The following is a 26181-nucleotide window of genomic DNA, read 5'->3' as shown; positions in this document are numbered from 1 at the left end:
GACATGAAGGCCTCCTGGTCGTGAAGCGGTTCCTAGATAGCTCCACTCCACAACAGGAGGCCTTCACCCGTCAGATCGACTCGCCCCGCAAAACGGGACAACCTCCCTGGACATCACACCTAGAGGGTGCTCGGTCAGCGGTTCATCCGCGTACGCGTGGAATGGTGACGTCCGCTTCAGCTGCCACAGCAGCTCGCGCCCTTGGGACGATGACCCGCTTCCACCGAGCTTGATGGTCGGGAAGTCGTTCGGGTTGCGTCGCTGAGGCGGCCAGGTGTCCCATGCTTGATAAAACGGCAGCTCCCAATCCAGATGGCTCCAGCGCCACGGCCCCCGAAAACCATTGGCCACCAGTGCGGCCATGAAACCATCGGCAGTGTTACGCAGGCGTTGGGTCTTGTTCATGCAGTCACCGTAGTCGCGGGCTGCGTCATCTTGACCGGTCGAAGCGTTGGATCGGGTGACCCCGCTGGACGTTTGTCGCATGACGAAGGGGTAACGCGACCTACCCGTCCCAATTGTTCTGTTCAGCGACGTCAGCAAGAAATGGGGTACTCGTCCCGATACGCGCTTCAAGTCGGTTCGATGCTGCCCGAACGACATCCGATGGCCAGTCTTGAGGGCGTGCAAGGGCGTCAGCACACTGTCCGAGCGACAGCTTGTCCAGGACCGGTAGCCAGGTCACGCGACCACGAGCAAGCTGGCGACGGGCGCCCTTGAGGTGAGTGAGCTGAATCTTTTGCGAGGCGCGTCCTAGAACTGCGCTTAGGACGTCGTCTCCAGCTGGCGACGAGCCCCAGAGTTCTTGCATGCCTGGGAGGACAAGCTTTGGCAGTTCGGCCTGAGTGCCTTCGTCCGCTCCCGGCCACAGCAGCAGTGCCAAACGAGGCGACGGTGACATCTTCTTGCCGCGAAGGGCCGCCGATAGGCGGTTCGCGCGCTTGGTCGCCAGATAACTGCGTGCGATGGCCGCGACTGTTGTCCCTAGTTCGCGCAGTGTCAAGGTCTCCGCCAGGCCATTCAGGTCTTCGCCGACGGCCACGACGACGTTGGAGTGCGCAACTGAGATGGACCCGAGCAGGCATGTCCGGCCGTCAAGCTGACCGTTCGTGGCGGCCGTTATTTGTGCGCGCCACCACTCTGCGTCGTCCCGGTTGTTGTGCGCGTCGACGCTCCACTGGGCAGATTTTCGCCATCGCTGCCCGAATTCGTCAGCTGGCGCCGCTGCGGCACCGGGACGAAGCAGGTCTTGAAGAACATTGACCGGGGTTGTCAAGACAGCCTGCTCGACCAGCCAGGAGTCACCAAAGGCTTGGCTCAGCGCGTTCAGGACCGTTCCCCAAGACTCCGCAGTGCGCGCGTGCTCAAAGGCATCGAACGCGGCATCTAGAGCATGAGTGGTCAGCTTCAGCGTCAGTCCTTTGCCTCGAATCCGGCGGCGGTGTGTGACCTGACCAGTCGACACGCTCTCGTCAGCGCTTGCCCGTCCGGCACGGTCGAGATCTCGAAGCGAATGAACGGCGAAGAAGCGATGCGGGTCGCTGGCGCGCATGAACTGGCCGAGTGGGCCGCTGATGAGGAGCGCGCCTCGACGGTCGAACTCGTTGTCGGGCTCAGAGTGGTCCTCGCCGGGCGGCTCGGTATCCGATCTTGCGTCGTCGGATGCGATGGCCGTGCGCTCGTTGGTAGACGTGGGCCACGGGGGCAGGTTCAGGTCGGCTGCTCCATTGGCGACATCTTTGACGCACAGGTCACTCAGTCCAGCGCCGGGAGCCCATCTGCCACCTTGGGTGAGCGTCGAAACTGGGCTCATGTCGGGAGTGAGCAGGAGGAGTTGATGAAGACGGTCGTCCTCGGCATCGGTGAGCTCTCCCATCACGTGAAGAGCTGCGGCCACGTCCAGCCAGGCAGCGGGGTTGCGGTCGGCGAGGGAGTTTGTTCCTTCTGCGTGGGACCACCAGTAGTCCCACAGGTTGGTGTCTAGGTTTACCGCGCCCGACTCGGCTGGACTTGCGTCAGTTCCTAGTTCGACCTCTGGCTCGGGTAGTCGTGTGACTTGACGGTGCAACAGGACCGCGGCGCCACGTCGAGCGATGTCATCCGGCTCCGACACCAGACGCTCTTTTAGCACGTCGATGGCTCGCAGGTCACCGGCTCCGGAATGGAACGCGAACGGGTTCGTGCCCGACCGCAGCAGGCCATCCTGCGCCAGGAGCACGCCGGAGCCTTGAAGTATCACTTTCTCAACGATGTCGTGCACGACACTGGCGCGTGCGGTCTCGAATACCTGGTCGTCGAGTAGCTGCTTGGCGGTGGCCCCGACCATGGGGTGATTGGCGAGGTCGCCCTTCTTCAGCTCACGCAGGGCATGGGCGATTGACGGCAGCTCGCCGTCGTCGAACATGCCGGCGCTGAAGCGCACAACATTGCCCCAGAACGGTCTGCGAATGATCTCGGCCAGGCGGGCGTCACGGGTGCCTGCGGCCCCGGTGGACAGTTCCTTGATGAGGAAGTGAGCGGCGAAGTACTCGCGAATGGACTGCACATCGAACTCGTAACGGCCTTCGGACTGACGGCGCTGCACGAGGCAGATCATTCGTGTCTTCATCTCGTTGAACAGTTCGTCAACGACGTCCGCGGACTTGTCTGTCTTGCGCAAGTAGTCGAACAGCAGTGTGCGAAGCGTCTCTAGGTCAATGGTTCCGTCTGTGGTTCCACGTTCGGTCTCGGAGTGGATCCACCAGCCGATGACTGCGTGGATCTTCATGAGGGTTGGGCGGTGCTTCTTAAGTGCTTGGTTCTTCTCGCACTCGCGGTTGAAGAAGATCTTGATGTACTCGTCGTACAGGCTCGTTCGTTTCGCGGGAATGACCGAGTGGGTATCGATGAGGTGCGCCAGAATGGCCAACTGCATCGGACTTGATGACACTTCAGCGACGTGCGGTTTGTGGTGCTCGGCCTCGAACACGCTCATCAGGTTTTTTCGGCGCTCTTCGGGCAGGTTCAGACCTGCGGACCAGCGCAGGAGGTACTTCATCTTCAGGGCCGGGACCAGGTTGCCGAGCTCGACGGCAGCGAACCGAGGATCCTCCCACAGTGGCCGTTCGACAGCGCCTGGTCGGGACGCAACCAAGATGATGGTGTCAAGGCCGCTGTCGGGGCTGGCCTGGCGGTCGAACATATTTCGGATTTGGTCAGCTACGGCGGTCCGGTCATCCAGCGGTGAGACTTCGTCGAGGCCGTCCAGCGCGAACACTACGGGCCATCTGCTGGTGACCTCAACGAGATCCGTGACATCGAACGACGCTCCGCCTGCGGACGCTGAGACATCTTCGGCCACGTAGGCCTCGACCATGATGGACGCGCGAACTTTGGGCGGTAGGTCCGCCAACCATTTCGGGTCGTTGATACGAGACGGCTTCTGCTGGTGCCGATGCCAGCCGCCCTTTCGCTTGCTTCCTTTGGGGCCGGTGTCTCGCTGTTCGTGACGAAGGAGAATTTTGCGGCGCCATGTGGCGTACCGGCGCAAATCGACGCTGAACGGAACTCTTGGCATGCTCGCAACCGACGTCAGTTCGTGCGCATCGGCCTCGTACTCTGAGAAGTTGAGGTGTCGTGCTCTGTTGAACTGGCAGACGTACTGGAGGAGCGTGGACTTCCCTTGGCCGGGGCCCGCCATCAATACGGTCGAGACCGACCACGATGGATGAAGAAGGGCTTGAGCTCCTCCGGCCGAAACCATCGAGGCGTGGGGCGCGTCGGGGTCGGACAAGCCGGACGGCAACGACCGGTGCGTGTGTCCGCGTTCGGTGAGTCCTGACTGAGTGCCTACGAGAGCCAGCTGGCCACCATCGGGGTTGATGAGCGCAAGTCGCGTTCCGGCGGACGTGTCGGCTCCGGCGAGAATTGGTACATCGACGAACATGTCGTCAACTCGTGGCCCCACGAGCTCGGCTTCTTCGAATCGGATTAGGTCGTCGCGCTTGTAATCTTGACGCATCGCATTCATCAGAGTGCGCTCGTGGGAGTTCGGTTCGGGCAGGCGGTACAGCTCAACGGCCGGGGGAGTGCCAGCCGTGCCACAGAACTCTTGTGCCATCGCGGACCCGAAGATCGCGTGGACGGTGTTGGGCATGGTCCGAAGCTTCTGGGACATGGTCTCGATGCCCCACACGTCTACCTCGAGCACGCCATCGAACTCGTGAACGAGGCCCGCAAGCGCATCGACCATGTTGGTGTCGTGGTCGAACGGGGCGGATGTCATGAGCACAAAACGGTTTGCGGTGAACCGCTGCGACGCTGCGTATGTACGCACTGCGTCGTCCAGCTCTTTTTCGGTCAGAGTCGTGAAGCGCTTGACCTGGTAGACGGTGGTGTTGCGAGTTCCTGACCTGCTGGCGCTCCGAGGTAGATGCTCGACAATGTCTAGCCCATACTGCTTCTGTCCGCGGCGGCCATAGAAATGAACTTGGTTGCGCGAATTGTATGCGACCACCTCCGCGCAAAGGCGTTCGAGCACCTCAGGCTCCAGCCCAGCCAGCGGAAGCAGCGGCTGACCTTTGACGGGGACGACGGGCGTCGCCGGCGCGTGATCTCTCAGTTCACCAAAACTGATCTCGACGTCAGCAGAAGCTACCGAGCTCGCGTGCCCTATGGGTTCGTATGGTCCATTCAAGGGAGTGTGCTCTCGATTGACCATAGTGCTGAGCAGGACATCTTCTTCCTTGCCCAGCTAGAGCAGACTTGCGCTACGTCACATCTGTTTATGGTGCGGCGCATTTTGGCATGATATCGACAGTTGGATGCCACACGCTTGTGTTTGTTGTGGCGCAGGCGGGTGATCGTGATTGCAGGGACATTCTCCCGCCAATGACTGAGAGTGCGTTGAGCACAGAATGAGCACAATTGCTCGTGATCGGTCGCTATCCCAAGGAGTGTGTGTGACGCGGTTCAGGCTGAAATTGCAGCCTTCGAAAGCATCTCCGCAGGTCAGAGAGTTGACTGCTTAGGGTTCGACCCCCATCGGGAGCACAGCCCGGTCCTTCCTGCAACTGCAGGGAGGGCCGGGCCTCTTCTTGGTGGTCGCGGTCGGTTTGAGCACCATTCAGACGCATCTGTGTGATGTTGCGGGTTGGGGTGTTCCCGGTGGAGCGCGTTGGCATGCACGCCGTGGTCGAGCATCGTGATGGCGCGTGAGGCGTCATCCATGACTGTCACCAGGGTGGAAGGGAACGTGGGAGAAAGGCCTGCGATCTGGGGCGGGAGCCACACGTCGACCGAATGGAACATTCGGTCCTCGCGTGGGCCCTGACGCTGAGCTTGCGACCAGGCCCGAGTCTCGCGGCTATGAGCAGGCCAGTCAGCATCGGGGGTGGTCTGATCGTTGTTCGGGCCCACCGGGCACCTCCGTAAGTCGGAGATAGAGCAACACTGTTCCGATTCAATGCATCCAAGTAGGAACAACGACGCCGGTATTCCGATTCGGACGTGCTCTGCAGGTCGTCTCCTGCGGTATCGGTGCAGGTCGGGCCACTGATCGAACAGGGTTCGAACCCCACCGGGAGCACCCGGCGTCGGGACGCGTGAGTGTTAGTATCTGCGCATGAGTGCAGATAGATCGGTCGAGCTGCCCTCGGCCGACGAGATCGACCTCGCCATCGAGGTGTTCCGCATGCTGGCCGACGGCACGCGGCTGGCACTGCTGTGGTGCCTGCTGGACACCGAGATGTCGGTGGGGCAGCTCGCTGATGCGGTGGACCGGTCGCCGACGTCGGTGTCGCAGCACCTGGCCAAGCTGCGGCTCGCCCGGCTGGTGCAGACCCGGCGCGACGGCAACACGATCTTCTACCGCCTCGACAGCGACCATGCTCGACAGCTGGTGCTCGACGGGGTCCACCATGCCGAGCACCAGGGCTCCGGGGTGCCCGCTCACCACCGCGGCGACGCGGTGCGTCGACTCGACGCGTCCGAGGGCGGCCAACGATGACCGATCACGACCACCACCACGACTACCCGCACGAGCATGGTCACAGCCACGACCACGACCGCCAGCACGCCACCGGGCTCAAGGGTGCGCTGGAGGCGGTCTTCAGGCCCCACAGCCACGATCCGTCCGACTCGATCGACTCGGCCCTCGAGTCGAGCCGTGAGGGCATCCGCGCCCTCAAGATCAGCCTGGTCGTCCTGCTGCTGACGGCGGTGGCCCAGGCGGTCGTCGTCGTGCTGACCGGGTCCGTCGCCCTGCTCGCCGACACGATCCACAACTTCTCGGACGCCCTGACGGCCGTTCCTCTGTGGATCGCCTTCGTCCTCGCGCGTCGGCCGGCCAGCCGCCGGTTCACCTATGGTCTCGGCCGGGTCGAGGACGTGGCCGGTCTGTTCATCGTGCTGATGATCGCTCTCTCGGCGGTCGTCGCGGGAGTCGAGTCCGTCCGCCGCATCATCGATCCCCGCGAGGTGACCCATGCCTGGGTCGTCCTGCTCGCGGGTGTCATCGGGTTCGCGGGCAACGAGCTCGTCGCGATCTATCGCATCCGGGTCGGCCGCCGGATCGGCTCGGCCGCGCTCGTCGCCGACGGCCTGCACGCCCGGACGGACGGGCTCACGTCGCTGGCCGTCGCGGTCAGCGCCCTCGGGGTCCTCGCAGGGGTTCCGCTGGCCGACCCGATCATCGGCATCGCGATCACGGTCGCGATCCTCGTGGTGCTCAAGGGCGCTGCGACCGAGGTGTTCAGGCGTCTGCTGGACGGCGTCGACCCCGGCCTCGTCGACCGGGTCGAGTCAGAGCTGCTCGCGGTGCCCGGCGTCACAGGGGTCGAGCTCCTGCAGGTCCGGTGGATCGGGCACCGTCTGCACGTCGAGACGAGCGTCGAGGTCGACGCGGCGCTGGCCCTGGGGGCCGCCCACGAGATCGCGCACCGCGCCGAGGCCCGCCTGCAGTCCGCGGTGCCCCAGCTCGACGCCGCGACGATCCACGTCAGCCCCGGGCTGGCGGTCGCGCCGGGACGCTGAACGGGCGCACGGCCCGATCCCGTCCTACCGTGGCGGAACACCCCTACGTCCGGAGGAATCATGAGCATCCACGTCGTCGCCGTCATCACCGCCAAGCCGGGCTCGGAAGACGCGGTGCGCGAGGCCATGCAGGGGCTCGTGGCCCCGACCCGGGCCGAGAGCGGCTGCATCGCCTACGACCTGTCGGAGTCCGTCGCCGCGGCGGGCACCTTCATCACCGTCGAGGAGTGGAACGACCCCTCCGACCTCGACGCCCACATGCAGACCCCGCACATCCAGTCGGCCCTCGCGGTGCTCGGCACCGAGCTCGCCGCGCCGCCGGCGATCCACCCCCTGAAGCCGCTGATCGTCGGCTAGCGAACGCGCTCGCGGAGGCCGGCCGCCAGTCCCACGATCGTCAGCCAGTCGAAGAACCCTCCCGCGACGGAGGCGAGTCGCTTGCGACGGACGCCACCCAGTCGCAGCCTCAGGTGGACGCGTGTCGACGCGCCACCGGTCAGGGTGATCGCCCAGGACAGCCGGATCCGCCCGCGGGTGCTGGTGTGCACGAGGGCGGACGGTGCATCGAGCGCCGCGACGTGGAACGTTGCGTCGGCTCCGCCCCAGTCGGGGATGACGTCGCCGACGGCGAGCTCCTGCAGGCCGGGCTCGATGGTGCGGTACGCGCGCCGGTCGCGCGGGACGAGCCGCTCGACCCATCCGGGGAGGTACCAGCCGGCCCGCTGGTTGCCGAGCTGGACGAACCACGGCCACACCTCGGCCGGGGTCGCGGCGAGCGTGAACGCCCGGTCCATCACGACGTCGGCATCGGGGACGAGCTCGTCGCCCGGCAATGCGCGGCGGATCTCCGCCAAGGTGGGTCTGGCCGCGCGTGACGTCATGGCGTCAGCCTAGGCTGGACGGGCACCCCACCGTCTTCGAAGGAGCATCGCCATGGAGTCACGCACACTCGGCCGCACGGGACGGGACGTCTCGGTCGTCGGGCTCGGCACCTGGCAGCTGGGCGCCGACTGGGGCGACGTCGACCATGACGAGGCCCTCGCGGTGCTCGATGCGGCGGTTGCCGACGGCGTGACGTTCTTCGACACCGCCGACGTCTACGGCGACGGCCGCAGCGAGCAGCTGATCGGCGAGTACCTCCGCGCGCGGCCCGACGCTGACATCTTCGTCGCGACCAAGATGGGCCGTCGCGCCGAGCAGGACCCGTCGAGCTTCACGATGGACGCGTTCCGGTCGTGGACCGAGCGCTCGCGGGGCAACCTCGGGGTCGAGACCCTCGACCTGGTCCAGCTGCACTGCCCGCCGACCGCGGTGTTCTCCGACGACCGCGTCTTCGACGACCTCGACACGCTGGTCGAGGAGAAGGTGATGGCGGCCTACGGCGTCAGCGTCGAGACGGTCGACGAGGCCCTCACCGCGATCGCCCGTCCCGGCGTCGCATCGGTCCAGATCATCCTCAACGCCTTCCGCCTCAAGCCGCTCGACGAGGTCCTGCCGGCGGCGCGCGAGGCCGGCGTCGGCATCATCGCGCGGGTCCCGCTGGCGTCAGGCCTGCTCTCGGGTCGCTACACCGCCGAGACGACCTTCGCCGCCGACGACCACCGCACCTACAACCGCTCCGGCGAGGCGTTCGACGTGGGCGAGACGTTCTCGGGCGTCGACTTCGAGACCGGTGTGCTCGCAGCGCAGGAGTTCGCGGCGCTCGTGCCCGGCGATGCGTCCCCGGCGCAGGCTGCGATCGCCTGGATCCTGGCGCAGGACGGCGTCACGGCCGCGATCCCGGGAGCCCGCAACGTCACCCAGGCGCGGTCCAACTCCCAGGCCGCGCAGGTCGCCCTGCCCGACGGGTTCGACGCGTCGGTCCACGACATCTACGACCGCCTGCTCCGCGACGCGGTGCACCCGCGCTGGTAGGTCAGCGTGCCGCCGCGAGCACGAAGTCCACGAGGGCGTCGGCGAACCGCTCGATCGCGCCGGCGTCCATCGACTCCGGGGTGACAAGGGCGTGCATCAGCGCCCCGCCGAGCAGGGTGTCGAGCAGGAGGGTCACCGACGCGTCGGACGACAGCTCGCCGCGCTCGATGCCGCGGCGTGCCGTCGCGCGCGCCGCGAGCACCTGCGACTCCCGCCAGCTCTCCCACGTCTCGCGCAGCTCGGGTGTCAGCGACGCCTCGGTCGTCATCCGGAGTGCTGCGTCCTTGAGGTCGCCGAGGTAGTAGCCGAGGTGGTGGACGGCCAGGGCGCGCAGGTCGCCGCGCAGCGAGCCGGTGTCGACGTCCTCGACGTTGACGAGCGTGCTGACGAGCGAGTCGACGAGCAGGGTCGTCCGGTGGCTCCACCGCAGGTAGATCGATGCCTTGCCGACCCCGGCCTCCCGGGCGACCGCGTCGATGCTGAAGCCCGACCAGCCGTGCCGGCCATAGACCCGGCACGCTGCGACGCGCACCCGTCGCTCCATCTCGGGGTCGCGGGGGCGGCCCGGAGCGCGTGTCGTCATGCTCGTCTCCCTATTACTGAACGGTGACCGTCAGTATAGTGGAGCCATGAGCACCTCCGTGGACCCCCGCACGCCCGTCCTGGTCGGTGTCGGCCAGCACGCCGAACGGGTCGACGACCCGGACTACCGCGGCCTGTCGGCGGTCGGACTGGCGGCCGAGGCCGCCCGGCGTGCCCTGGGCGACTCCGGTGGGACGGGGGTCTCCGCCGCGATCGACACCATCGCCGCGATCCGGCAGTTCGAGATCTCGACCCCGATCGGCTTCGCGCCGCTCGGCCGGTCGACCAACGTCGCCCGGTCGATCGCCCGCGACATCGGGGCCGACCCCGCGCGCGCCATCCTCAACGTGACCGGGGGGCAGGGGCCCCAGCACCTCGTGTCCGAGCTGGGCGACACGATCGCGCGAGGTGAGGCCGAGGTCGTTCTCCTGGTCGGGTCGGAGGCGATCTCGACCGCACGCCACTTCGCCGGAGCCGACGACAAGCCCGACTTCAGCGACGACCCGGGCGGCACGGTCGAGGACCGCGGCTACGGCCTGCGGGGCATCGTCACCCTGCCGCAGGTCCGCCACGGCCTCGTCGACGCGACGAGTCAGTACGCCCTGCTGGAGCACGCGCGCCGTGCCAGGCTCGGGCTCGACCGCGCGGCGTACGCCCGCTCGATGGGCGAGCTGTTCGGCCCGTTCACGCAGGTGGCCGCCGCCAACCCGCTGTCGGCCGCGCCGACCGAGCGGACGCCCGACGAGCTGGTCACCGTCACCGACCGCAACCGGATGGTCGCCGATCCGTTCCCGAAGTTCCTGATCGCCCGCGACCAGGTCAACCAGGCCGCCGCGGTGCTGCTGATGTCGGTGGCCGCCGCGCAGCGGCTCGGCGTGCCGGAGGACCGCTGGGTCTTCGTGCACGGTCGCGCCGACGCCGCCGAGCGCTCGATCATCGACCGCCCCGATCTCGGTGCGAGCCCCGCAGCGACCCTCGCGCTGCAGCACGCACTCGAGGTCGCCGGCATCACGAGCGACGACCTCGCTCACCTCGACCTCTACAGCTGCTACCCGATCGCGGTCTCGGCGGCCTGCGACGGCCTGGGCCTCGCGGCGGACGACCCGCGGGGGCTCACGGTCACCGGTGGTCTGCCCTTCTTCGGCGGAGCCGGCAACAACTACTCGATGCACGCGATCGCCGAGATCGTCGACCGTGTCCGTGCGACCCCCGGCTCGTACGGCCTGGTCGGGGCCAACGGCGGCATCCTGTCGAAGTACTCCGCCGGGGTCTACGCGACGACGCCCCGGCCCTGGCCCTCCTCCGACGCCGCAGCCCTGCAGGCCCGCCTCGACGCCGTCGCGCCCGCTGCCACGACCTCGACCCCCGACGGCTGGGCGACGATCGAGACCTACACCGTCAAGCACGAGCGCCACGGGATGACGGGCATCGTGGTCGGACGGCTGGAGCCTGACGGCGCGCGGTTCCTCGCGTCGACGGTGCCGGGTGACGACGACGTCGTGGGGCTGTTGACCGGCGACGCCGAGCCCCTCGGGTCACGGGTGTTCGTGCGCTCGTTCGGCTACGGCAACCGGGTCACGCTGACGCAGGAGCGTGCCGACGAGCTGCTCCCGCGGCCGACCCCTGTCCTGCGCGACGACTACGAGCACGTCTCCGTCCGCCGCGACGGTCGCGTCCTGGAGATCACGCTCGACCGCCCCGCCGTCCGCAACGCCCTGCACGCGGAGTCGCACGTCGAGCTGGAGCAGGTCCTGGACGCCTACTTCGCCGATCCGGACCTCTGGGCCGCGATCATCACCGGTGCCGGCGAAGACGCCTTCTGCGCCGGCAACGACCTGACCGCGACCTCGACCACCGGCGGCGGGTTCCCGTGGTTCCCCGACAGCGGATTCGGTGGCATCACGTCGCGTCGCGAGATGCACAAGCCCGTCATCGCGGCCGTCAACGGAGTGGCGATGGGCGGTGGGTTCGAGATCGTCCTCGCCTGTCACCTCGCGGTGGCTGACGAGTCGGCGAGGTTCGCCCTCCCGGAGGTCAAGGTCGGGCTCTTCGCGGCCGCCGGTGGAGTGGTCCGCCTCCCGCGTGCCGTTCCCGAGAAGATCGCCCACGAGCTGATCCTCACCGGTCGGTCGATCCCGGCCGACGAGGCGCTGCGGCTGGGGCTGGTGTCCCGCGTCGTCCCGAAGGGCGGGGCGCTGGAGGCCGCGCGAGAGCTCGCCGCCGAGATCGTGGCCGTCTCGCCGACGTCGGTGCGTCTGTCGCTCGAGGCGATGGAGCAGACCCGCGGTCTTGCCGACCCGGTCGAGGCTGCACGCCTGGAGACCGACGCGATGGACCAGCTGCTCATCAGCGAGGACACGCTCGAGGGCGTCATGGCGTTCGCCGAGAAGCGCACCCCGCAGTGGAGGAACCGCTGATCCTCACCCCACGAGTCGTCTGACGAGGGTTCGCACCGTCGACGCGGTGTCGCGGCCCGGGGCGATCGACGGGGTGAGGACGTCGAGCAGCAGCCCGTCGATCGCGTGGTGCAGCAGTGCGACCGACTCGTCGCCGCCGGGCAGGCCGGAGTCGCGGTGATAGGTGAGGTCGGCGGCGTAACCGGCGGCGAGGGTCCGGCCGAGGCTCTCGTGCAGGTCGGGTCGGCGGGTCGCCTCGAGGCGCAGCTCGAGCAGCGCCAGCCACAGGCCCGGCTCGCTGGTGACGCGTGCGACGACGTCGTCCATGTGGTCGGCGTACGCCTCGACGTCAGGGGTGAGGGTCGCGAGCTCGGCGAGCCGCTCGGCCGTCGGCTGAAGCCGCTCGAAGATGCGATCTGCGAGCGCCGCCAGCAAGGTGTCGCGGGTGCGGAAGTAGTTCGAGGTCGTGCCCGCCGGCACGTCGGCGACCCGGTCGACCTGGCGATGGGTCAGTCCCCGAGCGCCGTCAGCGGCGAGCACCAGCAGCCCGGCGTCTGCGAGGTGGGTGCGGCGCGAGGGATTGGCGACCATGCAGCAAGGCTAGACCATTCACTACAGGTGTAGTAGTTTGCTGCAGGTCCACGAGTCGACACCCAGGGGGCAGCCGTGCGAGATCTGGTCTACTTCATCGCGACGACGCTGGACGGGTTCGTGGCAGGGCCCGACCACGAGGTCGACCTCTTCACGATGGACCCGGGCTACCTGGCGCAGCTGTGCGCCGACTGGGGTGACGGGATGCCGACTGCCGCCCATGCTGCGTTCGGCACGTCGCCGTCGCTGTCGCGCTGGGACACGGCCGTCATGGGACGGACGACCTTCGAGCCCGCGATCGAGGCGGGCATCCCCGATCCGTACGCCCACCTGGACACCTACGTCTTCTCCACGACGTTGGCGCCGCAGGACCATCGGGGCGTCACGATCGTGGCGACCGACCCGGCCGCGTTCGTCCGTGACCTCAAGTTCCGTGACGGCGGAGCGATCTGGCTCTGCGGGGGAGGCTCCCTGGCGGCGGCGCTGGCCGACGAGGTCGACCGGCTCGTCCTCAAGATCAACCCGGTCACGGCGGGCTCGGGCGTGCGGCTGTTCGAGGGTCCGTTCCAGCCACGGGCCTGGCATCACGAGAGCACCCGGGCGTTCGACGCCGGGGTGCTGCTCGTGGAGTACTCGCGCGTGCGCTGACCGGTTCAGTGGCTCTCGGCCCAGGCCAACGAGTAGTCGGCGACCTCTTCCCAGCCGTCCTGACCGACGATGTAGTGCGTGCGTCCCTCGAACTCCTTGACCTCGACGACGCCGGCCTTGTACGCCTTGGCATTCTTGTGGTTGACCTTCGGCGGGACGATGTGGTCGGCGGTGCCGGCGACGAACAGCAGGGGCGCGCGGTCGGTCTTCTTGTAGTCGATCTTCGAGTCGCCGGTGTTCATCGCCAGGTGCAGCGCGGCCTGCCACAGCGGCTTGCCCGGTGCGGGGATCTGCAGCTCCTCGCGGACCTTCTCCGACTCCTCCATCGAGAGGCTGTTGGTGAACGCGTAGTGGAACTGCTTGGCGCTCAGCAGCACCGTCTTGTTGACGGTCCACGGCTTGCCGAGGACGGGCATGCCGGCCTTGACGACGCTCGGGGGCAGGACGGGGACGCCGGCCGACTGGGCCGAGTCGATCGCGATGCCGGCCCTGCCGTAGCCGCGGTCGAGCAGCAGCTGGGTCATCAGGCCACCGAAGGAGTGCCCCATGATGATGGGCTGCTCGCCGGTCTCGGCGACGATGCCGTCGACGACGGTGGCGAGGTGGTCGACGACGGTGCTGATCCTCAGGCCGTCGAGGGCCGAGGAGTCCCGGCGGAGTCCGATGATGTCGTCGCTGACGCCCGGCCAGGCGGGGACGACGACGGTGTAGCCGGCCTGCTCGAAGCGGGTCTTCCAGCCGTTCCAGCTCTTCGGCGTCATCCACAGTCCGTGGACGAGGACGATGGTGCCCTTGCTGGTGGAGGGGGTGGTGTTCTCGGTCATGCTGTGCTCCTGTGAGGTTGAAGTAGAATGATCGTTCTGGTCCTGAACCTAGACCCCGCCGAGCGCAGGCGTCAAGGGAAAAGTAGAATGATCATTCTGTGACCGTGGTCATACGAGAGGAGTCGTGTCATGCCGAAGGAGTCCACCGCCCGCGAGCGACTGCTCGCGACGGCCGGCGACATCTTCTACCGCGAGGGCATCCACGCCGTCGGCGTCGACCGCCTGGTGTCCGAGGCAGGTGTCACCAGAGCGACGTTCTACCGCTACTTCCCGAGCAAGGACGAGCTCGTGCGGGCCTATCTCGAGAGTGAGGACGTCGCGCTGCGAGAGTTGTTCGCGTCGGCCGGCGCCGCCGTGGACGATCCGGCCGAGCTGCTCGAGCTCGTGCTCCAGGGGATCGCCGCCGACGTCTCGCAGCACCACACCCGCGGCTGCCCGTTCATCAACGCCGCGGCTGAGTTCCCCGACGCCGCCCACCCGGTCCGGGTCGCCGTTCGCACCCACCGTGACTGGTTCGAGGCGACGCTCGTCGAGGTCGTCAAGGCGGCCGGCATCGCCGCCCCCGAGAGCGTCGCGCACTCGTTGGTGCTGCTGCGTGACGCCGCGCTCGTCGGGTCCTACCTCGACGGCCCCGACGTCGTCGTCCCGTCGTTCGTGGAGACCGCGCGCACCGTGGCCGGAATCTCCGCCTGACGGACGCCCGCTGCACTACGCTGGCGCCACCGACCAGAGGGGGGCGACGATGATCTTCTCCTCGCCCGACCCGGCGAGCGACCCGTACTTCGCGGACACGCTCCTGACGCTGCAGCGGTCGTCGTATGCGCTGGAGGCCGAGCTGATCGGCGACGACCGGATCCCGCCCCTGCACGAGGGGCAGGGCGAGCTGAGCGCCTGGCGCGGGCGATGGATCACCGCGTGGGACGGCGTCGACCTCGTGGGAGCCGTCGCGTGGTCCGACCACGGCGACCACGTCGACGTCGCGAAGGTCATGGTCAGCCCCGCCGCGATGCGGCGCGGCATCGCGAGTGCCCTGCTCGGCCGCGTGCTCGAGGCGTCCGCCGGACGCCAGGTCGTCGTCGCCACCGGGAGAGACAACGCGCCCGCCGTGTCGCTCTACGCCAAGCTCGGCTTCGCGCGGGAGGCCGACGAGCAGGTGCCGCCCGGCATCTGGGTCACCCGGTTCCGGCTCGGCGCGTAGCCGGGCGCCTAGGACTGCTCGATCCGCAAGGCCGCCCACGTCTCGTCGAGCACGACGGACTCCACGGCGTACCAGCCGTAGTCGGCCACGAGCTCCTGGATCGAGTCCTCGCCGATGTTGGCGGTGCTGCTGACCGGGTAGGAGATCCAGACCAGGGGGATCGACCCGAGCTGCGGCAGCACCTCGTCGAAGCTGTCGGCCAGGACGACGCGGTCGTCGGCGAACAGGATCGCCGCGTCGACCTGCTCGGGCTCGTCCTCGTCGCGCACCTCGATCATCTCGGCGCCCTCGGGCATGGGGTCGAGCAGGGACGTCTCCTCGACGGTCGTGCCCACGATCCAGACCACGAACCCGTCGGAGATCCGGAGCTTCTCGGCGTTGGTCGTCTCGGTCATCTGGCCATCCTAGGCCGTGCGGCGGACCGCCCGGAGATCGCGAATCTCGCGCTCCACCCGCAGGCCCTTGCCCTCGAAGCGGGTGAGGGGACGTCCCTCGAAGCGCTCGGACCAGTCGCCGGCGAAGTCGAAGTCGGCCGTCCCCGACAGCACCTCGAGCATCTGGTCGGCGTAGTCCTGCCAGTCCGTCGCCAGGCGCCACACGCCGCCGGGCTCGAGCACCCGCGCCGCCAGCGCTGCGAACTGCGGCGTGACGAGCCGGCGCTTGTTGTGGCGCTTCTTGTGCCACGGGTCGGGGAACCAGATGCGCAGCTCGTGCACCGAGCCCGCCGGGATCATCGTGGTCAGTGCCTCGGCGGCGTTGACGACGGCGAGGCGCACGTTGGTCACGCCCTCGTGGCGCATCGTGACGAGGGTCTGCGCGACGCCGGGCACGTAGACCTCGAGGCCGAGGAAGTCGAGCTCCGGGTGCTGCTGGGCGGCGTGCACGATCGCCTCGCCGCGTCCGCTGCCGATCTCGACGACGAGGGGCGCGACGCGTCCGAAGACCGACGGCGCGTCGAGCACGTACGCCGGGTCGACCGACGTGCTGGGGCCGTGGCGCGGCACCTCGATGACGTAGTCATCGGCCATGGCGTCCCACCCGGCCTGCTGGCGTTCGCTCAGGCGTCCACCGCGGCGGGTGAACGAGACGGGCTCGGTGCGAAAGGGCGACGGTTCCACCCGCGATAGCGTAGTTGCGTGGAGATCGAGCCCGACACCAAGGACTGGACCTGGGTGCTGCAGCAGCGGTGCCCGGAGTGCGGCTTCGTGGCCGCCGACGTCGCAGTGACCGAGATCGGCTCGCGGGTCCGCGCCGACCTGCCGCGGTGGGAGGCCGTGCTCGGGCGTCCCGACGCGGGGGAGCGGTCGTCGCCCGGCTCGTGGTCGCCGGTCGAGTACGCCTGCCACGTGCGCGACGTCCACCGCGTCTTCGCCGAGCGGATGCGACTGATGCTCGCCGAGGACGACCCTGCGTTCGACAACTGGGACCAGGACGAGACGGCGATCGCCGACGACTACGCCTCGCAGGCGGCCGCCGACGTCGCACCTGCGCTGGTCGCTGCCGCCCGCGACTTCGCCGACCTGCTCGACGCCGTGCCGCCCGAGTCGCTCGGTCGGACCGGCCGTCGCAGCAACGGGTCGTTCTTCACGGTCGAGACCCTCGCGCAGTACTACCTGCACGACGTCGTCCACCACCTCCACGACGTCCGGGGCTGAGTCCACGCCACGCCGACGCGCCCTGTTGCTCTGCACAGTAGTGCGCATTGCGTGGTACTGTCCGATCCATGGATGCCACTCAGCTGCTCAAGGGCGTGCTGGACGTCGCGGTGCTCGCGGTCGTCGAGGACGAGGACGGTTATGGCTACGACGTCGTGCGCAGGCTGCGCGCCGCCGGTCTCGAGGAGGTCGGCGATGCCTCGGTCTACGGGACGCTGCGCCGTCTCTACTCCGCCGGGGCGTTGACGTCGTACGTCGTCCCGTCCGAGGAGGGGCCGCATCGCAAGTACTACGGCATCAACGCCCAGGGGCGGGCGACGCTCGAGCTCCAGCGCAAGGTCTGGGCGGAGTTCTCCGCCACCATGAACGCACTGCTCAGCAGCTCGTCGCAGCCAGGGGAGGCAGCATGACCACGTCCACCGTCGCACCGCAGATCGTTCGATTCGCCGAGGGGGTGCGCGCAGCCCTCGCCGACCTGCCGGCCGAGGAGGTCGACGACCTCACCGAGGGGCTCGAGGCAGACCTCGCCGAGTCGCTGGCCGAGGACCTGCGTCGTACGTTGCCGGATCCTGTCGCGTACGCCGCCGAGCTCCGGCTCGCCGCGGGCCTGCCGGCCCGCGCACCCTCCACGAAGCGAGGCTTGCTCAGGGGGCTCCCGGATGCCTGGCAGCAGACGCGTGAGGCGGTCGACATCGCTGTGCGCCGCACGCCGGTCCTTGCGGGAGCCGTCGACCTCGCCGGATCGCTACGGCCGGTGTGGTGGATCGTCCGGGCCTGGCTCGCGACCTGGCTGCTCGCGGCCTTCTTCGGCATGGAGGACGGCTACTGGTTCGAGGGCGTCTGGTGGTTGGTCCTCGTGGGGCTCGTCGTGGTCAGCGCTCAGTGGGGTCGTGGTCGGTGGAGCTTCCCGGGGCTCCGCGCGGTCCTCGTGGTCGGCAACGTCGTCGCGGTCGCGGCGCTCGTGCCGGTGCTCTCCGCCGTCGACGCCAGGTCGACCGACACCGTCTACGTCGAGGGTGGGTACGGCGAGCCGGACCTGACCGGGGTCTACCTCAACGGGGTGCCCGTCACGAACATCTTCGGCTTCGACGCCGACGGCAAGCCGCTGCGGGAGGTCCAGCTCTTCGACCAGGACGGCAACCCGCTCGCGACGGCCGTGTCGGGGGCCGACGGGTGCCTCGACGCGGACTGCGAGAAGACAGGTCTCTGGGTGCCGTCGGCGCTCCGCAACGGCACTGTCGCGTGGAACGTCTTCCCGATGCGGATGGTCGAGGACGAGATGGACGTCAACGGTGGGCTGCGGGCGGTCCCGGGGGCGGAGCCGCAGGATCGGGTGTCTCCGTACAAGCGGGTTCCCGCGCTGGTCACGACGGAGAAGGTTGCAAAGCCCAACGACTGAAACGGGAGCAAACACCTTGTCTCGCGCGTTGGATACAGTAGAACCAACGACTCCATCTTCGGAGCCATCCCACGGAGGGAAACCATGAAGAGCAGCAACCCTGTCTTCGCCCGCAGCGCCGAGTTCAACGGCCGCAGCGGCGCGGTAGCCACCGACCCGTCCCAGTGGCAGGTCGACCTCAACGGCTCGCCCACGCACACCGAGCGCGGCTCGGGTCGTATGACGATCGACTCGGTCGTCGAGAAGACCGCCATCACGCTGGGCCTGCTGGTCGTGGCCTCTGCCGTGACGTGGTTCTTGATCCCCGACCTCGACAACCCGGTCCCCAGCGAGGCTGACGCGGCGTTCGGCACTGCGGCGATGCTCGCCGGCGGCGGCGCGATCATCGGCCTGGGCCTGTCGTTGGTCAACTCCTTCAAGAAGGTCGTCAGCCCGGCCCTCGTGCTGGCCTACGCGCTCTTCGAGGGCGTCTTCGTCGGTGCGTTCTCCAAGGTCATCGCCAGCTACGTCGGCGACGCGACGATCGTCTTCCAGGCGGTCCTCGGCACGTTCATCGCCTTCGGCGGCACCTTGGCGGCCTACAAGTTCTTCAACATCCAGGTGACCGACCGGTTCCGCAAGATCGTCACGATCGCCATGTTCAGCGTCTTCGGCGTCATGCTGGCCAACTTCCTGCTGAGCATCACAGGTGTCCTCGACAACGGCGGCCTGCGCGGCTTCAACACGCTGGGTCTTGTGGTCTCCTGCGCGATGGTCGTCCTGGCCGTCTTCATGCTGATCATGGACTTCGACTACGTCGAGCAGGGCGTCGCTGCCGGCATCCCGGAGCGCGAGTCCTGGCGGGCGGCCTTCGGCCTGACCGTCACGGTCATCTGGCTCTACATCGAGATCCTGCGCATCCTCGCGATCCTGCGTGGCGACTGATCACCAGCAGCACCACTGACGATGGCCGGTCCCTCCGGGGGCCGGCCATCGGTCTGTTCCAGCACCACGCCCGCCCCACGCCCCACCCGGGGCGCGGTGCATCCTGCACCGAATGACGCCGAACTCGCCTCGAGACGGTGGAGGATCCACCGCGCCGGGGGCAGGGGAGTCGCTGGATCAGCCGGCGCGGCGGCGGCGCAGCACGGTGGCCCATCGGCCGCCGCCGTGGCCCTCGTCCTGGACGACCTGGGTGCCGGCGTGCTGGGCGGCCTCGGCGGCAGCCTCGCGCACCGACATGAGGTCGCGCGGGGTCTGCGACGGGGTGAACCCGGCGTAGGCCGAGGTACGGGCCTTCTGGCGCAGCGACGCCGCGACGGCGGGGATGAGCACCGAGACCATGTTGGCGTAGCCGGTCTCGGACGGGTGGAAGCGGTCGACGCCGAACATGATGTCGCGCTTCTCGGTGAACAAGGTGCCGAGCAGCCCGCCGAGCGACACCGCGCGGCCGCCCGCCTCGACCAGGGCGATCGTCTGGCGGCGGGCGAGGTTGCGGCTCCACTGCCGGGCGACGGCCCGCAGCGGCTGCATGATGGGGCGGACGCTGCCCAGGTCGGGAGTTGTGCCGACGACGACCTCGCAGTCGGCGGCGACCAGGCGCCGCACGACGTCGGCGAGCAGGCGGGCGGACGTACGCGGCGGCACCTGGTGGGTGACGTCGTTGGTGCCGACCACGATGACGGCCACGTGCGGGTCCCAGCCCTCGACCTCGTCGATCTGACCCATGAGGTCGGACGTCTGCGCGCCGACGACGGCCATGCACCTGATCTCGACGGGGGCGTCCATGACGTGGGCGAGCCCGATGCCGAGCATTGCCGAGGGCGTCGCGTCAGCGCGGGTCATGCCGTAGCCGACAGCTGCGGAGTCGCCGATCACGAGCAGGCGGATCGGGGTGCCCGGGAGGTCGTCGCCGTAGATGCCGTCGGGCGAGGGCGGACGTTCGTCGGAGGTGCCGATGGCCTTGCGGGCCAGCAGGGCCTCGCCGATCAGGAAGCCGTAGAACCCCGAGATCGTCGCTCCGCCGCCGATCAGGGCTGTGGTGGCGATTCTGCGGGGACGAGGCACAGATCGATTTTACGGTGTCACCCTGACGCGAACCGCCTGCGGCAGTGTGGCGTTCACTACCCCTAGGGTTGGGGCGTGACCGAGACGACCCCCAACCTGCGCGACGTGGGAGGTCTTCCGGCCGCCGACGGGCGCACCGTGGCGCCCGACCGGGTCCTGCGCAGCGCCGTCCCCTCGGCCAAGGACGTCGGTCTCCAGGGCATCACCTGGCCTCCGCGACTGGTGATCGACCTGCGGTCTGCCGGTGAGTCCGAGCCCGTCCACCCGCTGGCCCGGACGGGTGTGCGGGTGGTCAACCTGCCCCTGCTCAGCGCGCTGCGTCCCGGCGCCCAGCCGGTCGAGAGCCTGCACGGCCTCTACCTGCTGATGCTCGACCAGGCGTCGATGTACTTCATCGAGCTCGTCCGCGAGGTGAGCCTGGCGCCGGGCGCGACCCTGATCCACTGCGCCGCCGGCAAGGATCGCACGGGCGTCTCGGTCGCCCTGCTGCTGCGGCTCGTCGGGGTGCCGCGCGACGCGGTCGTCGACGACTACCTGGCCACGGCCGACGCCGAGCAGGCCATCGTGCGGCGCCTCGCCAAGAGCGCCGGCCACCGGCACCGCAGCACGCTCCCGGCCTCGTTCTTCGGCGTCTCGCCCGAGGCGATCCACGCCGTCCTCGACGTCTGGGACGACCACCCCGAGGGAGTCGAGGGCTGGTTCCTGGAGATCGGCGGAACTCGCGACCAGCTCGACCAGCTGCGTCGTACGCTCCTGACATGACCTCCGACATCACCCTCGGCGCGCGGGAGGTGCCGCTGGGCGGCGTCCGCGGGCTCTCCGTGCACCGCACCCTGCCGCAGCGTGGGTTCCCCACGGTCGGAGCCTGGTGCTTCGTCGACCACTTCGGGCCGACCAGCGACTCCATGGCCGTCCTGCCTCACCCGCACACCGGTCTGCAGACCGTGACGTGGCCGTTGGCCGGCGAGATCCGGCACCGCGACAGCCTCGGCAGCGACGTCGTCCTCAAGCCCGGCGAGCTCAACCTGATGACGTCGGGTGACGGCGTCTCCCACTCCGAGTTCTCCGTCGGTGACCCGGACGCCCCGATGCACGGTCTCCAGCTGTGGGTCGCGCTGCCCGACCACGCCCGCCGGGGTGCCGCCGGCTTCGAGCACCACCCCGACCTGCCGGTCGCCGAGGGTGACGGGTGGACGGCCAAGGTGCTGCTCGGCGAGGTCGCGGGCGCGGTCTCGCCCGCCACGACCTACACCCCGATCGTCGGCGCCGAGCTGCGCGTGCGTCCGGGGTTCACCACGATCCCCCTGCAGGAAGGCTTCGAGCACGCGATCCTGGCGGTCGACGGCCCGGCCGTGGTCGACGGGGCCGACGTCGCGCACCGCGAGCTGCGCTACCTCGCGCCGGGACGCACCGAGGTCGGTCTGCAGCTGGCGGCCGAGACGACGCTGCTGCTCATCGGTGGGGAGCCCTTCGAGGAGGAGCTCGTCATGTGGTGGAACTTCATCGGCCGCTCCCACGACGACATCGCCGAGGCCCGCGACGACTGGCAGGCCGGCGCAGAGCGCTTCGGACACGTCGACGGTCACGGCACCCAGGTCATCCCGGCACCTCCGCTGCCCGAGGTCCGCCTGACGCCGCGTCGACGCACTGTCACCTAACGGGATTATCTGGTAGCGTCACTTTCGGATACTCCGAGTATCTGGAATCGAGAGGAATCCCCATGACCCACTTCACCGGCAAGGTCGCCGTCGTCACCGGCGCAGGCTCGGGCATCGGCCGTGCGCTGTCCGTCGAGCTCGCCCGTCGTGGCGCCCGCCTCGCGATCTCCGACGTCGACCAGGTCGGCCTCGTGGAGACCGAGGCCCTGGTGAAGGCCGCAGGAGCCGAGGTCCGCGCGGACTCCCTCGACGTGTCGCAGCGCGAGCTGGTCGTCGCCTACGCCGACACCGTCGCCGAGCACTTCGGCGCCGTGCACCTGGTCTTCAACAACGCCGGCATCGCCTTCACCGGCAGCGTCGAGAAGATGACCTTCAAGGACATCGACCGGGTCATGGACGTCGATTTTTGGGGCGTCGTCAACGGCACCAAGGCCTTCCTGCCCCACCTGGTGGCCTCCGGTGACGGTCACGTCGTCAACATCTCGAGCGTGTTCGGCCTGTTCGCCGTGCCGTCGCAGAGCGCCTACAACGCCGCGAAGTTCGCCGTCCGCGGCTTCACCGAGGCGCTGCGCCAGGAGATGATCAACGGCGACCGTCCGGTCAAGGTGACCTGCGTGCACCCCGGCGGCATCAAGACCAACATCGCCCGCAACGGCGAGCAGGTCGAGGGGCTCGACCACGACGACCTGGCGACGTCGTTCGACAAGCTCGCCCGCACGTCACCGGCCAAGGCCGCGAACGTCATCCTCAAGGGCGTCGAGAAGAACAAGGCGCGGGTGCTGATCGGTGCCGATGCGTGGGTGCTCGACAAGTTCGTCCGCATCACGGGCTCGGGCTATCAGGGACTCATCCGGACGTTCGGCAAGCGCAACGGTCTCTGACCCACGGGTCGTGGTCCACTGAACGTCAGACCCAGGAGGCAGTGTGCGCAACGACTGGTCCGGACAGACGTTCGCGCACCCGCCCGGTCGCCGGCCGATCGTCGGCGACGTGCTCGGCGCCGACCCGGGCGCCCCGCTGCAGAGCACGATGCGGCGGGCCGCTGACCTGGGCCCGATCTTCGAGCTGAAGATCTTCGACCAGAAGTTCGTCTTCGTGTCGGGTGCCGAGCTCGCCGCCGAGCTGGCCGACGAGGCACGGTTCGAGAAGGCGTTGTCGCCGGCGCTCGTCGCGCTGCGCGAGTTCGCCGGCGAGGGGCTGTTCACGGCCTACAACGACGACACCAACTGGGCGCTGGCGCACGACCTGCTGCGCCCCGCGTTCACCCGGGACGCGATGCGCCGCTACCACCCGGTGATGCTCTCGGCAGCGCAGGAGCTCTTCGACGTCTGGGACGCGCGGACGACGCCGGTCGACGTCTCGGCCGACATGACCCGCCTGACGATGGAGACCATCAGCCGGACGGCCTTCAGCCAGGACTTCGGCTCGTTCACGCGCGACGAGCCCCACCCGTTCATCCCGGCGATGATCGCGGCGCTCAAGGCGGGCCAGCGCAAGGGCACGCTCGACTCGATGCCCGGCTCGGCGCTGATGGCCAAACGCATCGACAAGCGCAACGCCCACCACCAGGCGTACGTCGACGGGCTGCTCGACGACATCATCGCCGCGCGGCGGGCCGCCGACGCCGCAGACGTGCAGCCCGACGTCGAGTCGGACCTGCTCGGCATCATGCTGCACACGCCGCACCCCGAGACGGGAGAGCGCCTCGACGACCTCAACATCCGTCACCAGATCCTGACGTTCCTCGTCGCGGGCCACGAGACGACGTCGGGCGCGCTGTCGTTCGCGCTGTACTACCTCACCCGTGACCCGGAGGCGCTGGCCGAGGCCCAGGCGGAGGTCGACCGGATCCTCGGACCCGACCGCGACGCCGAGCCGACGTTCGAGCAGGTCGCGAAGTTCCGCTACCTGCGCCGGGTGCTCGACGAGGGCCTGCGGCTGTGGCCCACAGCACCGGCGTTCACCCGCAGCCCGCGGGAGACGACGACGCTCAGCACGGGCCACGTAATGCGTCCACAGGACTGGGCGATCGTCGTGCTGCCGATGGTGCACCGCGATCCCGCGGTGTGGGGCGACGACGCCGACACGTTCGACCCCGACCGGTTCCTGCCGGATCGATCACGTGGACGCGCGCCCCACACCTACAAGCCCTTCGGGACGGGCGAGCGATCGTGCATCGGTCGCCAGTTCGCCCTGCACGAGGCGATCCTGGTGCTGGCGCGCATGCTGCACCGCTACGACCTCGAGCACGATCCGGCGTACGATCTCGCGATCGCGGAGCGGCTCACGCTGATGCCGGTGGGCTTCGAGCTCGCGCTCACCCCGCGGACACCGGCGCCGTAGCCCGTCCGGCCGAGCCGGTCCGCGTTGGACGGGCAGGCCGGGGGGTGTGGTCCTAGGCTGACCGGCGAAGGATCGACGAGAGGATCACCATGGGGTTCGAGCTCACCGGCGCCCGCGCACTCGTCACCGGCGCGACCGGCGGCATCGGCCAGGCCATTGCGCGGTCGCTCGCCGCCGAGGGCTGCGAGCTCGTGCTGAGCGGGCGCCGGGTCGACGTGCTCGAGCAGCTGGCCGTTGAGCTCGGCGCCACGGCGATCGCTGCCGACCTGTCCGACCTCGGCGACGTGCGCCGCCTGGTCGCCGAGGCCGGCGACCTCGACGTGCTGGTCGCCAACGCGGCTCTGCCGGGATCGGGCCCGGTGCTGGACTACACGCCCGAGCAGATCCATCGCAATCTCACCGTCAACCTCGAGGCGCCCATCCTCATGGCGCGAGACACCGCCGCTGCGATGGCCCGCCGCGGCCGCGGGCACATCGTCATGATCGGCTCGGTCTCGGGCAAGGTCGCCTCCGGCAACGCCGCGATGTACAACAGCACCAAGTTCGGCCTGCGGGGGTTCTCGCTGGCGTTCCGCCAGGACCTCGCGCCGTTGGGGGTGGGCCTGTCGTTGGTCGAGCCCGGGTTCGTGCGCGAGGCCGGCATGTTCGTCGAGTCGGGCGGCACGCTCCCCACGGGCGTACGGACCGTGAGCCCGGAGCAGGTCGCCCGGCAGGTGGTCTTGGCCATCCGACGCGACCGGGCCGAGGTCGTCGTGGCGCCTGTGGGGCTGCGCATCGGCACGGCGATCGGCGGGATCTTCCCGACCCTGTCAGCCGTGCTGCAGAAGGCCGGAGGCGCCGACAAGGTCGCCGCGTCGATGGTCGAGGGACAGCGCGACAAGCGCTAGGTGCTGCGTGCTGGGTGCTGGGCCGCGCGGCAGGTCGATCTGCGGCGGGCACCGCTACGGGCTCGAGATCGCCGAGCGGCTCACGCTGGTGCCCGCGGGCTTCGAGCTCGCGCTCGGTGCCCGCGCACACCAGCGCCGAGGACTCGCTCCGTCAGAGCGCTGCGCGCAGCGTGTCGGCGAGCGGGGTGGTCGGACGCCCGATCAGCGCGCTCAGGTCGCCGCCGGTGACCTCGAGCTCGCCCTTCTTGATCGAGGCGTCCGTGGCGACGGTGAAGTCGACCCACATCGCGGGCACGCCGGCCTCGGTGAGGATCGTGGCCTGCTCCTCGGGCGTCACGTCGGCGACGGCGACGGGGGCGTCGATCAGGTCGCTGAGCGTCGCGGCGAGGTCGGCCTGCGACCAGGCGACGTCGCCGCCGAGCTCGTAGACGGGCTTGAGCGGCTGGTCGGTCGTCAGGACGACGGCTGCGGCCTCGGCGAAGTCGGCGCGGGACGCGCTGGCGACCTTGCCGTCGCCGGCGGTCGTGAGCACCGTGCCGGTGTGGCGGGCCGCATCGATCGAGGGCGCGTAGTTCTCGTGGTACCAGCCGTTGCGCAGCAGGACGACGTCCAGGTCGGTCTTCGCGAGGTACTCCTCGGTCGCGACGTGCTCGGGCGCGACGGGCAGCGTGGAGGTGTCGGCGGCAGGAGCGCTCGTGTAGGCGAGGAGCGAGACGCCCTGGTCGACGGCGGCGTCGATGACGTTGGCGTGCTGCTGGGTGCGCTGGCCCATCTCGTTGCCGGAGATCAGCAGCAGCTTGTCGACGCCGGAGAGGGCCTGCTTGAGGGCGATGGGGTCGTCGTAGCTCGCGACGCGGACCTCGACCCCGCGGTCGGCGATCGGCTGGGCCTTGGCGGCGTCGCGGACGACGGCGACGACCTCGGCGGCGGGGACCTTGGTCAGGAGCGAGTCGATGACGAGCGAGCCCAGCTGGCCGGTGGCGGCGGTGACGGCGATGGTCATGGGGGAGTCCTTTCGTGGTGCACCGC

Annotated in this window: 27 protein-coding genes; 17 read left to right on the top strand and 10 right to left on the bottom strand. The window is 68.9% G+C overall.

What is annotated here, in order from left to right; genetic code table 11:
* Positions 1-63 precede the first annotated feature (63 nt).
* Together HQK15_RS17965 and HQK15_RS17960 are read right to left on the bottom strand one after the other, a co-directional pair.
* A complete protein-coding gene (locus HQK15_RS17965) occupies positions 64-405 on the bottom strand; it encodes a hypothetical protein (protein ID WP_173492888.1) in 342 nt (113 codons plus the stop codon).
* 100 nt (positions 406-505) lie between these two features.
* Positions 506-4675, bottom strand: a complete 4170-nt coding sequence (locus HQK15_RS17960) for an NACHT domain-containing protein (protein WP_217361838.1) — start codon at positions 4673-4675, stop codon at positions 506-508.
* A 927-nt stretch (positions 4676-5602) separates the two neighbouring features.
* Here HQK15_RS17960 and HQK15_RS17955 point away from each other — a divergent pair.
* Genes HQK15_RS17955 through HQK15_RS17945 form a run of 3 tightly spaced genes read left to right on the top strand, consistent with a single transcriptional unit; the run spans position 5603 to position 7368 of the window.
* Complete coding sequence (locus HQK15_RS17955) at positions 5603-5986, top strand: ArsR/SmtB family transcription factor (protein WP_173492886.1); 384 nt, start codon at positions 5603-5605, stop codon at positions 5984-5986.
* Entirely contained in the window at positions 5983-7011 is a 1029-nt protein-coding gene (locus HQK15_RS17950) for a cation diffusion facilitator family transporter (protein ID WP_173492885.1), read from the top strand. The genes HQK15_RS17955 and HQK15_RS17950 overlap by 4 nt, the downstream gene beginning before the upstream one ends.
* Before the next feature lie 60 nt (positions 7012-7071).
* On the top strand, positions 7072-7368 hold the full coding sequence (locus tag HQK15_RS17945; RefSeq protein ID WP_217361837.1) for a putative quinol monooxygenase: 297 nt from the start codon (positions 7072-7074) through the stop codon (positions 7366-7368).
* On the opposite strand, the gene HQK15_RS17940 is transcribed toward HQK15_RS17945, so the two are convergent.
* Complete coding sequence (locus HQK15_RS17940; protein WP_173492884.1) at positions 7365-7892, bottom strand: hypothetical protein; 528 nt, start codon at positions 7890-7892, stop codon at positions 7365-7367. The two genes, HQK15_RS17945 and HQK15_RS17940, sit on opposite strands and share 4 nt — an antisense overlap.
* 52 nt (positions 7893-7944) lie before the next feature.
* Between HQK15_RS17940 and HQK15_RS17935 the strand changes: the two genes are divergently transcribed.
* Positions 7945-8925 (top strand): aldo/keto reductase, encoded by a 981-nt coding sequence (locus tag HQK15_RS17935; protein ID WP_173492883.1) that lies wholly within the window; start codon positions 7945-7947, stop codon positions 8923-8925.
* Between the two features lies 1 nt (position 8926).
* On the opposite strand, the gene HQK15_RS17930 is transcribed toward HQK15_RS17935, so the two are convergent.
* Positions 8927-9508, bottom strand: coding sequence for a TetR/AcrR family transcriptional regulator (locus HQK15_RS17930; protein ID WP_173492882.1), 582 nt, complete (start codon positions 9506-9508; stop codon positions 8927-8929).
* A gap of 46 nt (positions 9509-9554) precedes the next feature.
* Between HQK15_RS17930 and HQK15_RS17925 the strand changes: the two genes are divergently transcribed.
* Complete coding sequence (locus tag HQK15_RS17925; RefSeq protein ID WP_173492881.1) at positions 9555-11924, top strand: acetyl-CoA acetyltransferase; 2370 nt, start codon at positions 9555-9557, stop codon at positions 11922-11924.
* A gap of 3 nt (positions 11925-11927) precedes the next feature.
* On the opposite strand, the gene HQK15_RS17920 is transcribed toward HQK15_RS17925, so the two are convergent.
* The gene (locus HQK15_RS17920) at positions 11928-12494 is read right to left on the bottom strand and encodes a TetR/AcrR family transcriptional regulator (RefSeq protein WP_173492880.1); all 567 of its coding nucleotides are present in this window, start codon (positions 12492-12494) and stop codon (positions 11928-11930) included.
* Positions 12495-12569: 75 nt separating this feature from the next.
* On the opposite strand from HQK15_RS17920, the gene HQK15_RS17915 reads away from it, so the two are divergent.
* Positions 12570-13142, top strand: coding sequence for a dihydrofolate reductase family protein (locus HQK15_RS17915; protein ID WP_173492879.1), 573 nt, complete (start codon positions 12570-12572; stop codon positions 13140-13142).
* A 5-nt stretch (positions 13143-13147) separates the two neighbouring features.
* Here HQK15_RS17915 and HQK15_RS17910 read toward each other — a convergent pair whose 3' ends face one another.
* On the bottom strand, positions 13148-13966 hold the full coding sequence (locus tag HQK15_RS17910) for an alpha/beta hydrolase (RefSeq protein ID WP_173492878.1): 819 nt from the start codon (positions 13964-13966) through the stop codon (positions 13148-13150).
* A gap of 129 nt (positions 13967-14095) precedes the next feature.
* On the opposite strand from HQK15_RS17910, the gene HQK15_RS17905 reads away from it, so the two are divergent.
* Entirely contained in the window at positions 14096-14659 is a 564-nt protein-coding gene (locus tag HQK15_RS17905) for a TetR/AcrR family transcriptional regulator (protein WP_173492877.1), read from the top strand.
* 49 nt (positions 14660-14708) lie between these two features.
* Positions 14709-15164, top strand: a complete 456-nt coding sequence (locus HQK15_RS17900; protein WP_173492876.1) for a GNAT family N-acetyltransferase — start codon at positions 14709-14711, stop codon at positions 15162-15164.
* 8 nt (positions 15165-15172) lie between these two features.
* Here the strand turns inward: HQK15_RS17900 and HQK15_RS17895 are convergent, their stop codons facing one another.
* Positions 15173-15559 (bottom strand): DUF3052 family protein, encoded by a 387-nt coding sequence (locus HQK15_RS17895; RefSeq protein ID WP_173492875.1) that lies wholly within the window; start codon positions 15557-15559, stop codon positions 15173-15175.
* A 9-nt stretch (positions 15560-15568) separates the two neighbouring features.
* Positions 15569-16282, bottom strand: a complete 714-nt coding sequence (gene trmB, locus HQK15_RS17890) for a tRNA (guanosine(46)-N7)-methyltransferase TrmB (RefSeq protein ID WP_173492874.1) — start codon at positions 16280-16282, stop codon at positions 15569-15571.
* Between the two features lie 18 nt (positions 16283-16300).
* On the opposite strand from trmB, the gene HQK15_RS17885 reads away from it, so the two are divergent.
* From HQK15_RS17885 to HQK15_RS17870, 4 genes are all read left to right on the top strand, one after another.
* Positions 16301-16819 carry a DinB family protein gene (locus HQK15_RS17885; protein ID WP_173492873.1) on the top strand — a complete coding sequence of 173 codons (519 nt, stop codon included), beginning with the start codon at positions 16301-16303 and terminating at the stop codon, positions 16817-16819.
* A gap of 68 nt (positions 16820-16887) precedes the next feature.
* Entirely contained in the window at positions 16888-17229 is a 342-nt protein-coding gene (locus HQK15_RS17880; RefSeq protein ID WP_173492872.1) for a PadR family transcriptional regulator, read from the top strand.
* A complete protein-coding gene (locus tag HQK15_RS17875; protein ID WP_173492871.1) occupies positions 17226-18218 on the top strand; it encodes a hypothetical protein in 993 nt (330 codons plus the stop codon). Before HQK15_RS17880 ends, HQK15_RS17875 begins: the two co-directional genes overlap by 4 nt.
* A gap of 84 nt (positions 18219-18302) precedes the next feature.
* On the top strand, positions 18303-19142 hold the full coding sequence (locus tag HQK15_RS17870) for a Bax inhibitor-1/YccA family protein (protein WP_173492870.1): 840 nt from the start codon (positions 18303-18305) through the stop codon (positions 19140-19142).
* A gap of 177 nt (positions 19143-19319) precedes the next feature.
* Here HQK15_RS17870 and HQK15_RS17865 read toward each other — a convergent pair whose 3' ends face one another.
* Complete coding sequence (locus tag HQK15_RS17865) at positions 19320-20264, bottom strand: SGNH/GDSL hydrolase family protein (protein ID WP_173492869.1); 945 nt, start codon at positions 20262-20264, stop codon at positions 19320-19322.
* 75 nt (positions 20265-20339) lie between these two features.
* On the opposite strand from HQK15_RS17865, the gene HQK15_RS17860 reads away from it, so the two are divergent.
* The 5 genes from HQK15_RS17860 to HQK15_RS17840 all read left to right on the top strand — a co-directional run bounded on the left by HQK15_RS17860 (position 20340) and on the right by HQK15_RS17840 (position 25152).
* On the top strand, positions 20340-21026 hold the full coding sequence (locus HQK15_RS17860) for a tyrosine-protein phosphatase (RefSeq protein WP_173492868.1): 687 nt from the start codon (positions 20340-20342) through the stop codon (positions 21024-21026).
* Positions 21023-21922: a pirin family protein gene (locus HQK15_RS17855; RefSeq protein ID WP_173492867.1), complete on the top strand. Its 900-nt coding sequence runs from the start codon at positions 21023-21025 to the stop codon at positions 21920-21922. Before HQK15_RS17860 ends, HQK15_RS17855 begins: the two co-directional genes overlap by 4 nt.
* A gap of 62 nt (positions 21923-21984) precedes the next feature.
* Complete coding sequence (locus HQK15_RS17850; RefSeq protein WP_173492866.1) at positions 21985-22803, top strand: SDR family NAD(P)-dependent oxidoreductase; 819 nt, start codon at positions 21985-21987, stop codon at positions 22801-22803.
* A gap of 43 nt (positions 22804-22846) precedes the next feature.
* Positions 22847-24265, top strand: coding sequence for a cytochrome P450 (locus HQK15_RS17845; protein WP_173492865.1), 1419 nt, complete (start codon positions 22847-22849; stop codon positions 24263-24265).
* A gap of 89 nt (positions 24266-24354) precedes the next feature.
* Positions 24355-25152: an SDR family NAD(P)-dependent oxidoreductase gene (locus tag HQK15_RS17840; RefSeq protein WP_173492864.1), complete on the top strand. Its 798-nt coding sequence runs from the start codon at positions 24355-24357 to the stop codon at positions 25150-25152.
* 151 nt (positions 25153-25303) lie between these two features.
* Here the strand turns inward: HQK15_RS17840 and HQK15_RS17835 are convergent, their stop codons facing one another.
* Positions 25304-26155, bottom strand: a complete 852-nt coding sequence (locus HQK15_RS17835) for an NAD(P)H-binding protein (protein WP_173492863.1) — start codon at positions 26153-26155, stop codon at positions 25304-25306.
* Positions 26156-26181: the final 26 nt, after the last annotated feature.

Source organism: Aeromicrobium stalagmiti (genome assembly GCF_013283745.1).
Classification (GTDB): Bacteria; Actinomycetota; Actinomycetes; order Propionibacteriales; family Nocardioidaceae; genus Aeromicrobium; species Aeromicrobium stalagmiti.
Note: the sequence above shows the minus strand (reverse complement) of the source record. Positions and strands in the feature narration are given on the sequence as shown.

Coding starts and splice junctions, on each gene's coding strand:
- HQK15_RS17965 (WP_173492888.1), bottom strand. CDS start 405: ATGAACAAGACCCAACGCCTGCGTAACACTGCCGATGGTTTCATGGCC.
- HQK15_RS17955 (WP_173492886.1), top strand. CDS start 5,603: ATGAGTGCAGATAGATCGGTCGAGCTGCCCTCGGCCGACGAGATCGAC.
- HQK15_RS17950 (WP_173492885.1), top strand. CDS start 5,983: ATGACCGATCACGACCACCACCACGACTACCCGCACGAGCATGGTCAC.
- HQK15_RS17945 (WP_217361837.1), top strand. CDS start 7,072: ATGAGCATCCACGTCGTCGCCGTCATCACCGCCAAGCCGGGCTCGGAA.
- HQK15_RS17940 (WP_173492884.1), bottom strand. CDS start 7,892: ATGACGTCACGCGCGGCCAGACCCACCTTGGCGGAGATCCGCCGCGCA.
- HQK15_RS17935 (WP_173492883.1), top strand. CDS start 7,945: ATGGAGTCACGCACACTCGGCCGCACGGGACGGGACGTCTCGGTCGTC.
- HQK15_RS17930 (WP_173492882.1), bottom strand. CDS start 9,508: ATGACGACACGCGCTCCGGGCCGCCCCCGCGACCCCGAGATGGAGCGA.
- HQK15_RS17925 (WP_173492881.1), top strand. CDS start 9,555: ATGAGCACCTCCGTGGACCCCCGCACGCCCGTCCTGGTCGGTGTCGGC.
- HQK15_RS17920 (WP_173492880.1), bottom strand. CDS start 12,494: ATGGTCGCCAATCCCTCGCGCCGCACCCACCTCGCAGACGCCGGGCTG.
- HQK15_RS17910 (WP_173492878.1), bottom strand. CDS start 13,966: ATGACCGAGAACACCACCCCCTCCACCAGCAAGGGCACCATCGTCCTC.
- HQK15_RS17905 (WP_173492877.1), top strand. CDS start 14,096: ATGCCGAAGGAGTCCACCGCCCGCGAGCGACTGCTCGCGACGGCCGGC.
- HQK15_RS17900 (WP_173492876.1), top strand. CDS start 14,709: ATGATCTTCTCCTCGCCCGACCCGGCGAGCGACCCGTACTTCGCGGAC.
- HQK15_RS17895 (WP_173492875.1), bottom strand. CDS start 15,559: ATGACCGAGACGACCAACGCCGAGAAGCTCCGGATCTCCGACGGGTTC.
- HQK15_RS17880 (WP_173492872.1), top strand. CDS start 16,888: ATGGATGCCACTCAGCTGCTCAAGGGCGTGCTGGACGTCGCGGTGCTC.
- HQK15_RS17875 (WP_173492871.1), top strand. CDS start 17,226: ATGACCACGTCCACCGTCGCACCGCAGATCGTTCGATTCGCCGAGGGG.
- HQK15_RS17870 (WP_173492870.1), top strand. CDS start 18,303: ATGAAGAGCAGCAACCCTGTCTTCGCCCGCAGCGCCGAGTTCAACGGC.
- HQK15_RS17855 (WP_173492867.1), top strand. CDS start 21,023: ATGACCTCCGACATCACCCTCGGCGCGCGGGAGGTGCCGCTGGGCGGC.
- HQK15_RS17850 (WP_173492866.1), top strand. CDS start 21,985: ATGACCCACTTCACCGGCAAGGTCGCCGTCGTCACCGGCGCAGGCTCG.
- HQK15_RS17840 (WP_173492864.1), top strand. CDS start 24,355: ATGGGGTTCGAGCTCACCGGCGCCCGCGCACTCGTCACCGGCGCGACC.
- HQK15_RS17835 (WP_173492863.1), bottom strand. CDS start 26,155: ATGACCATCGCCGTCACCGCCGCCACCGGCCAGCTGGGCTCGCTCGTC.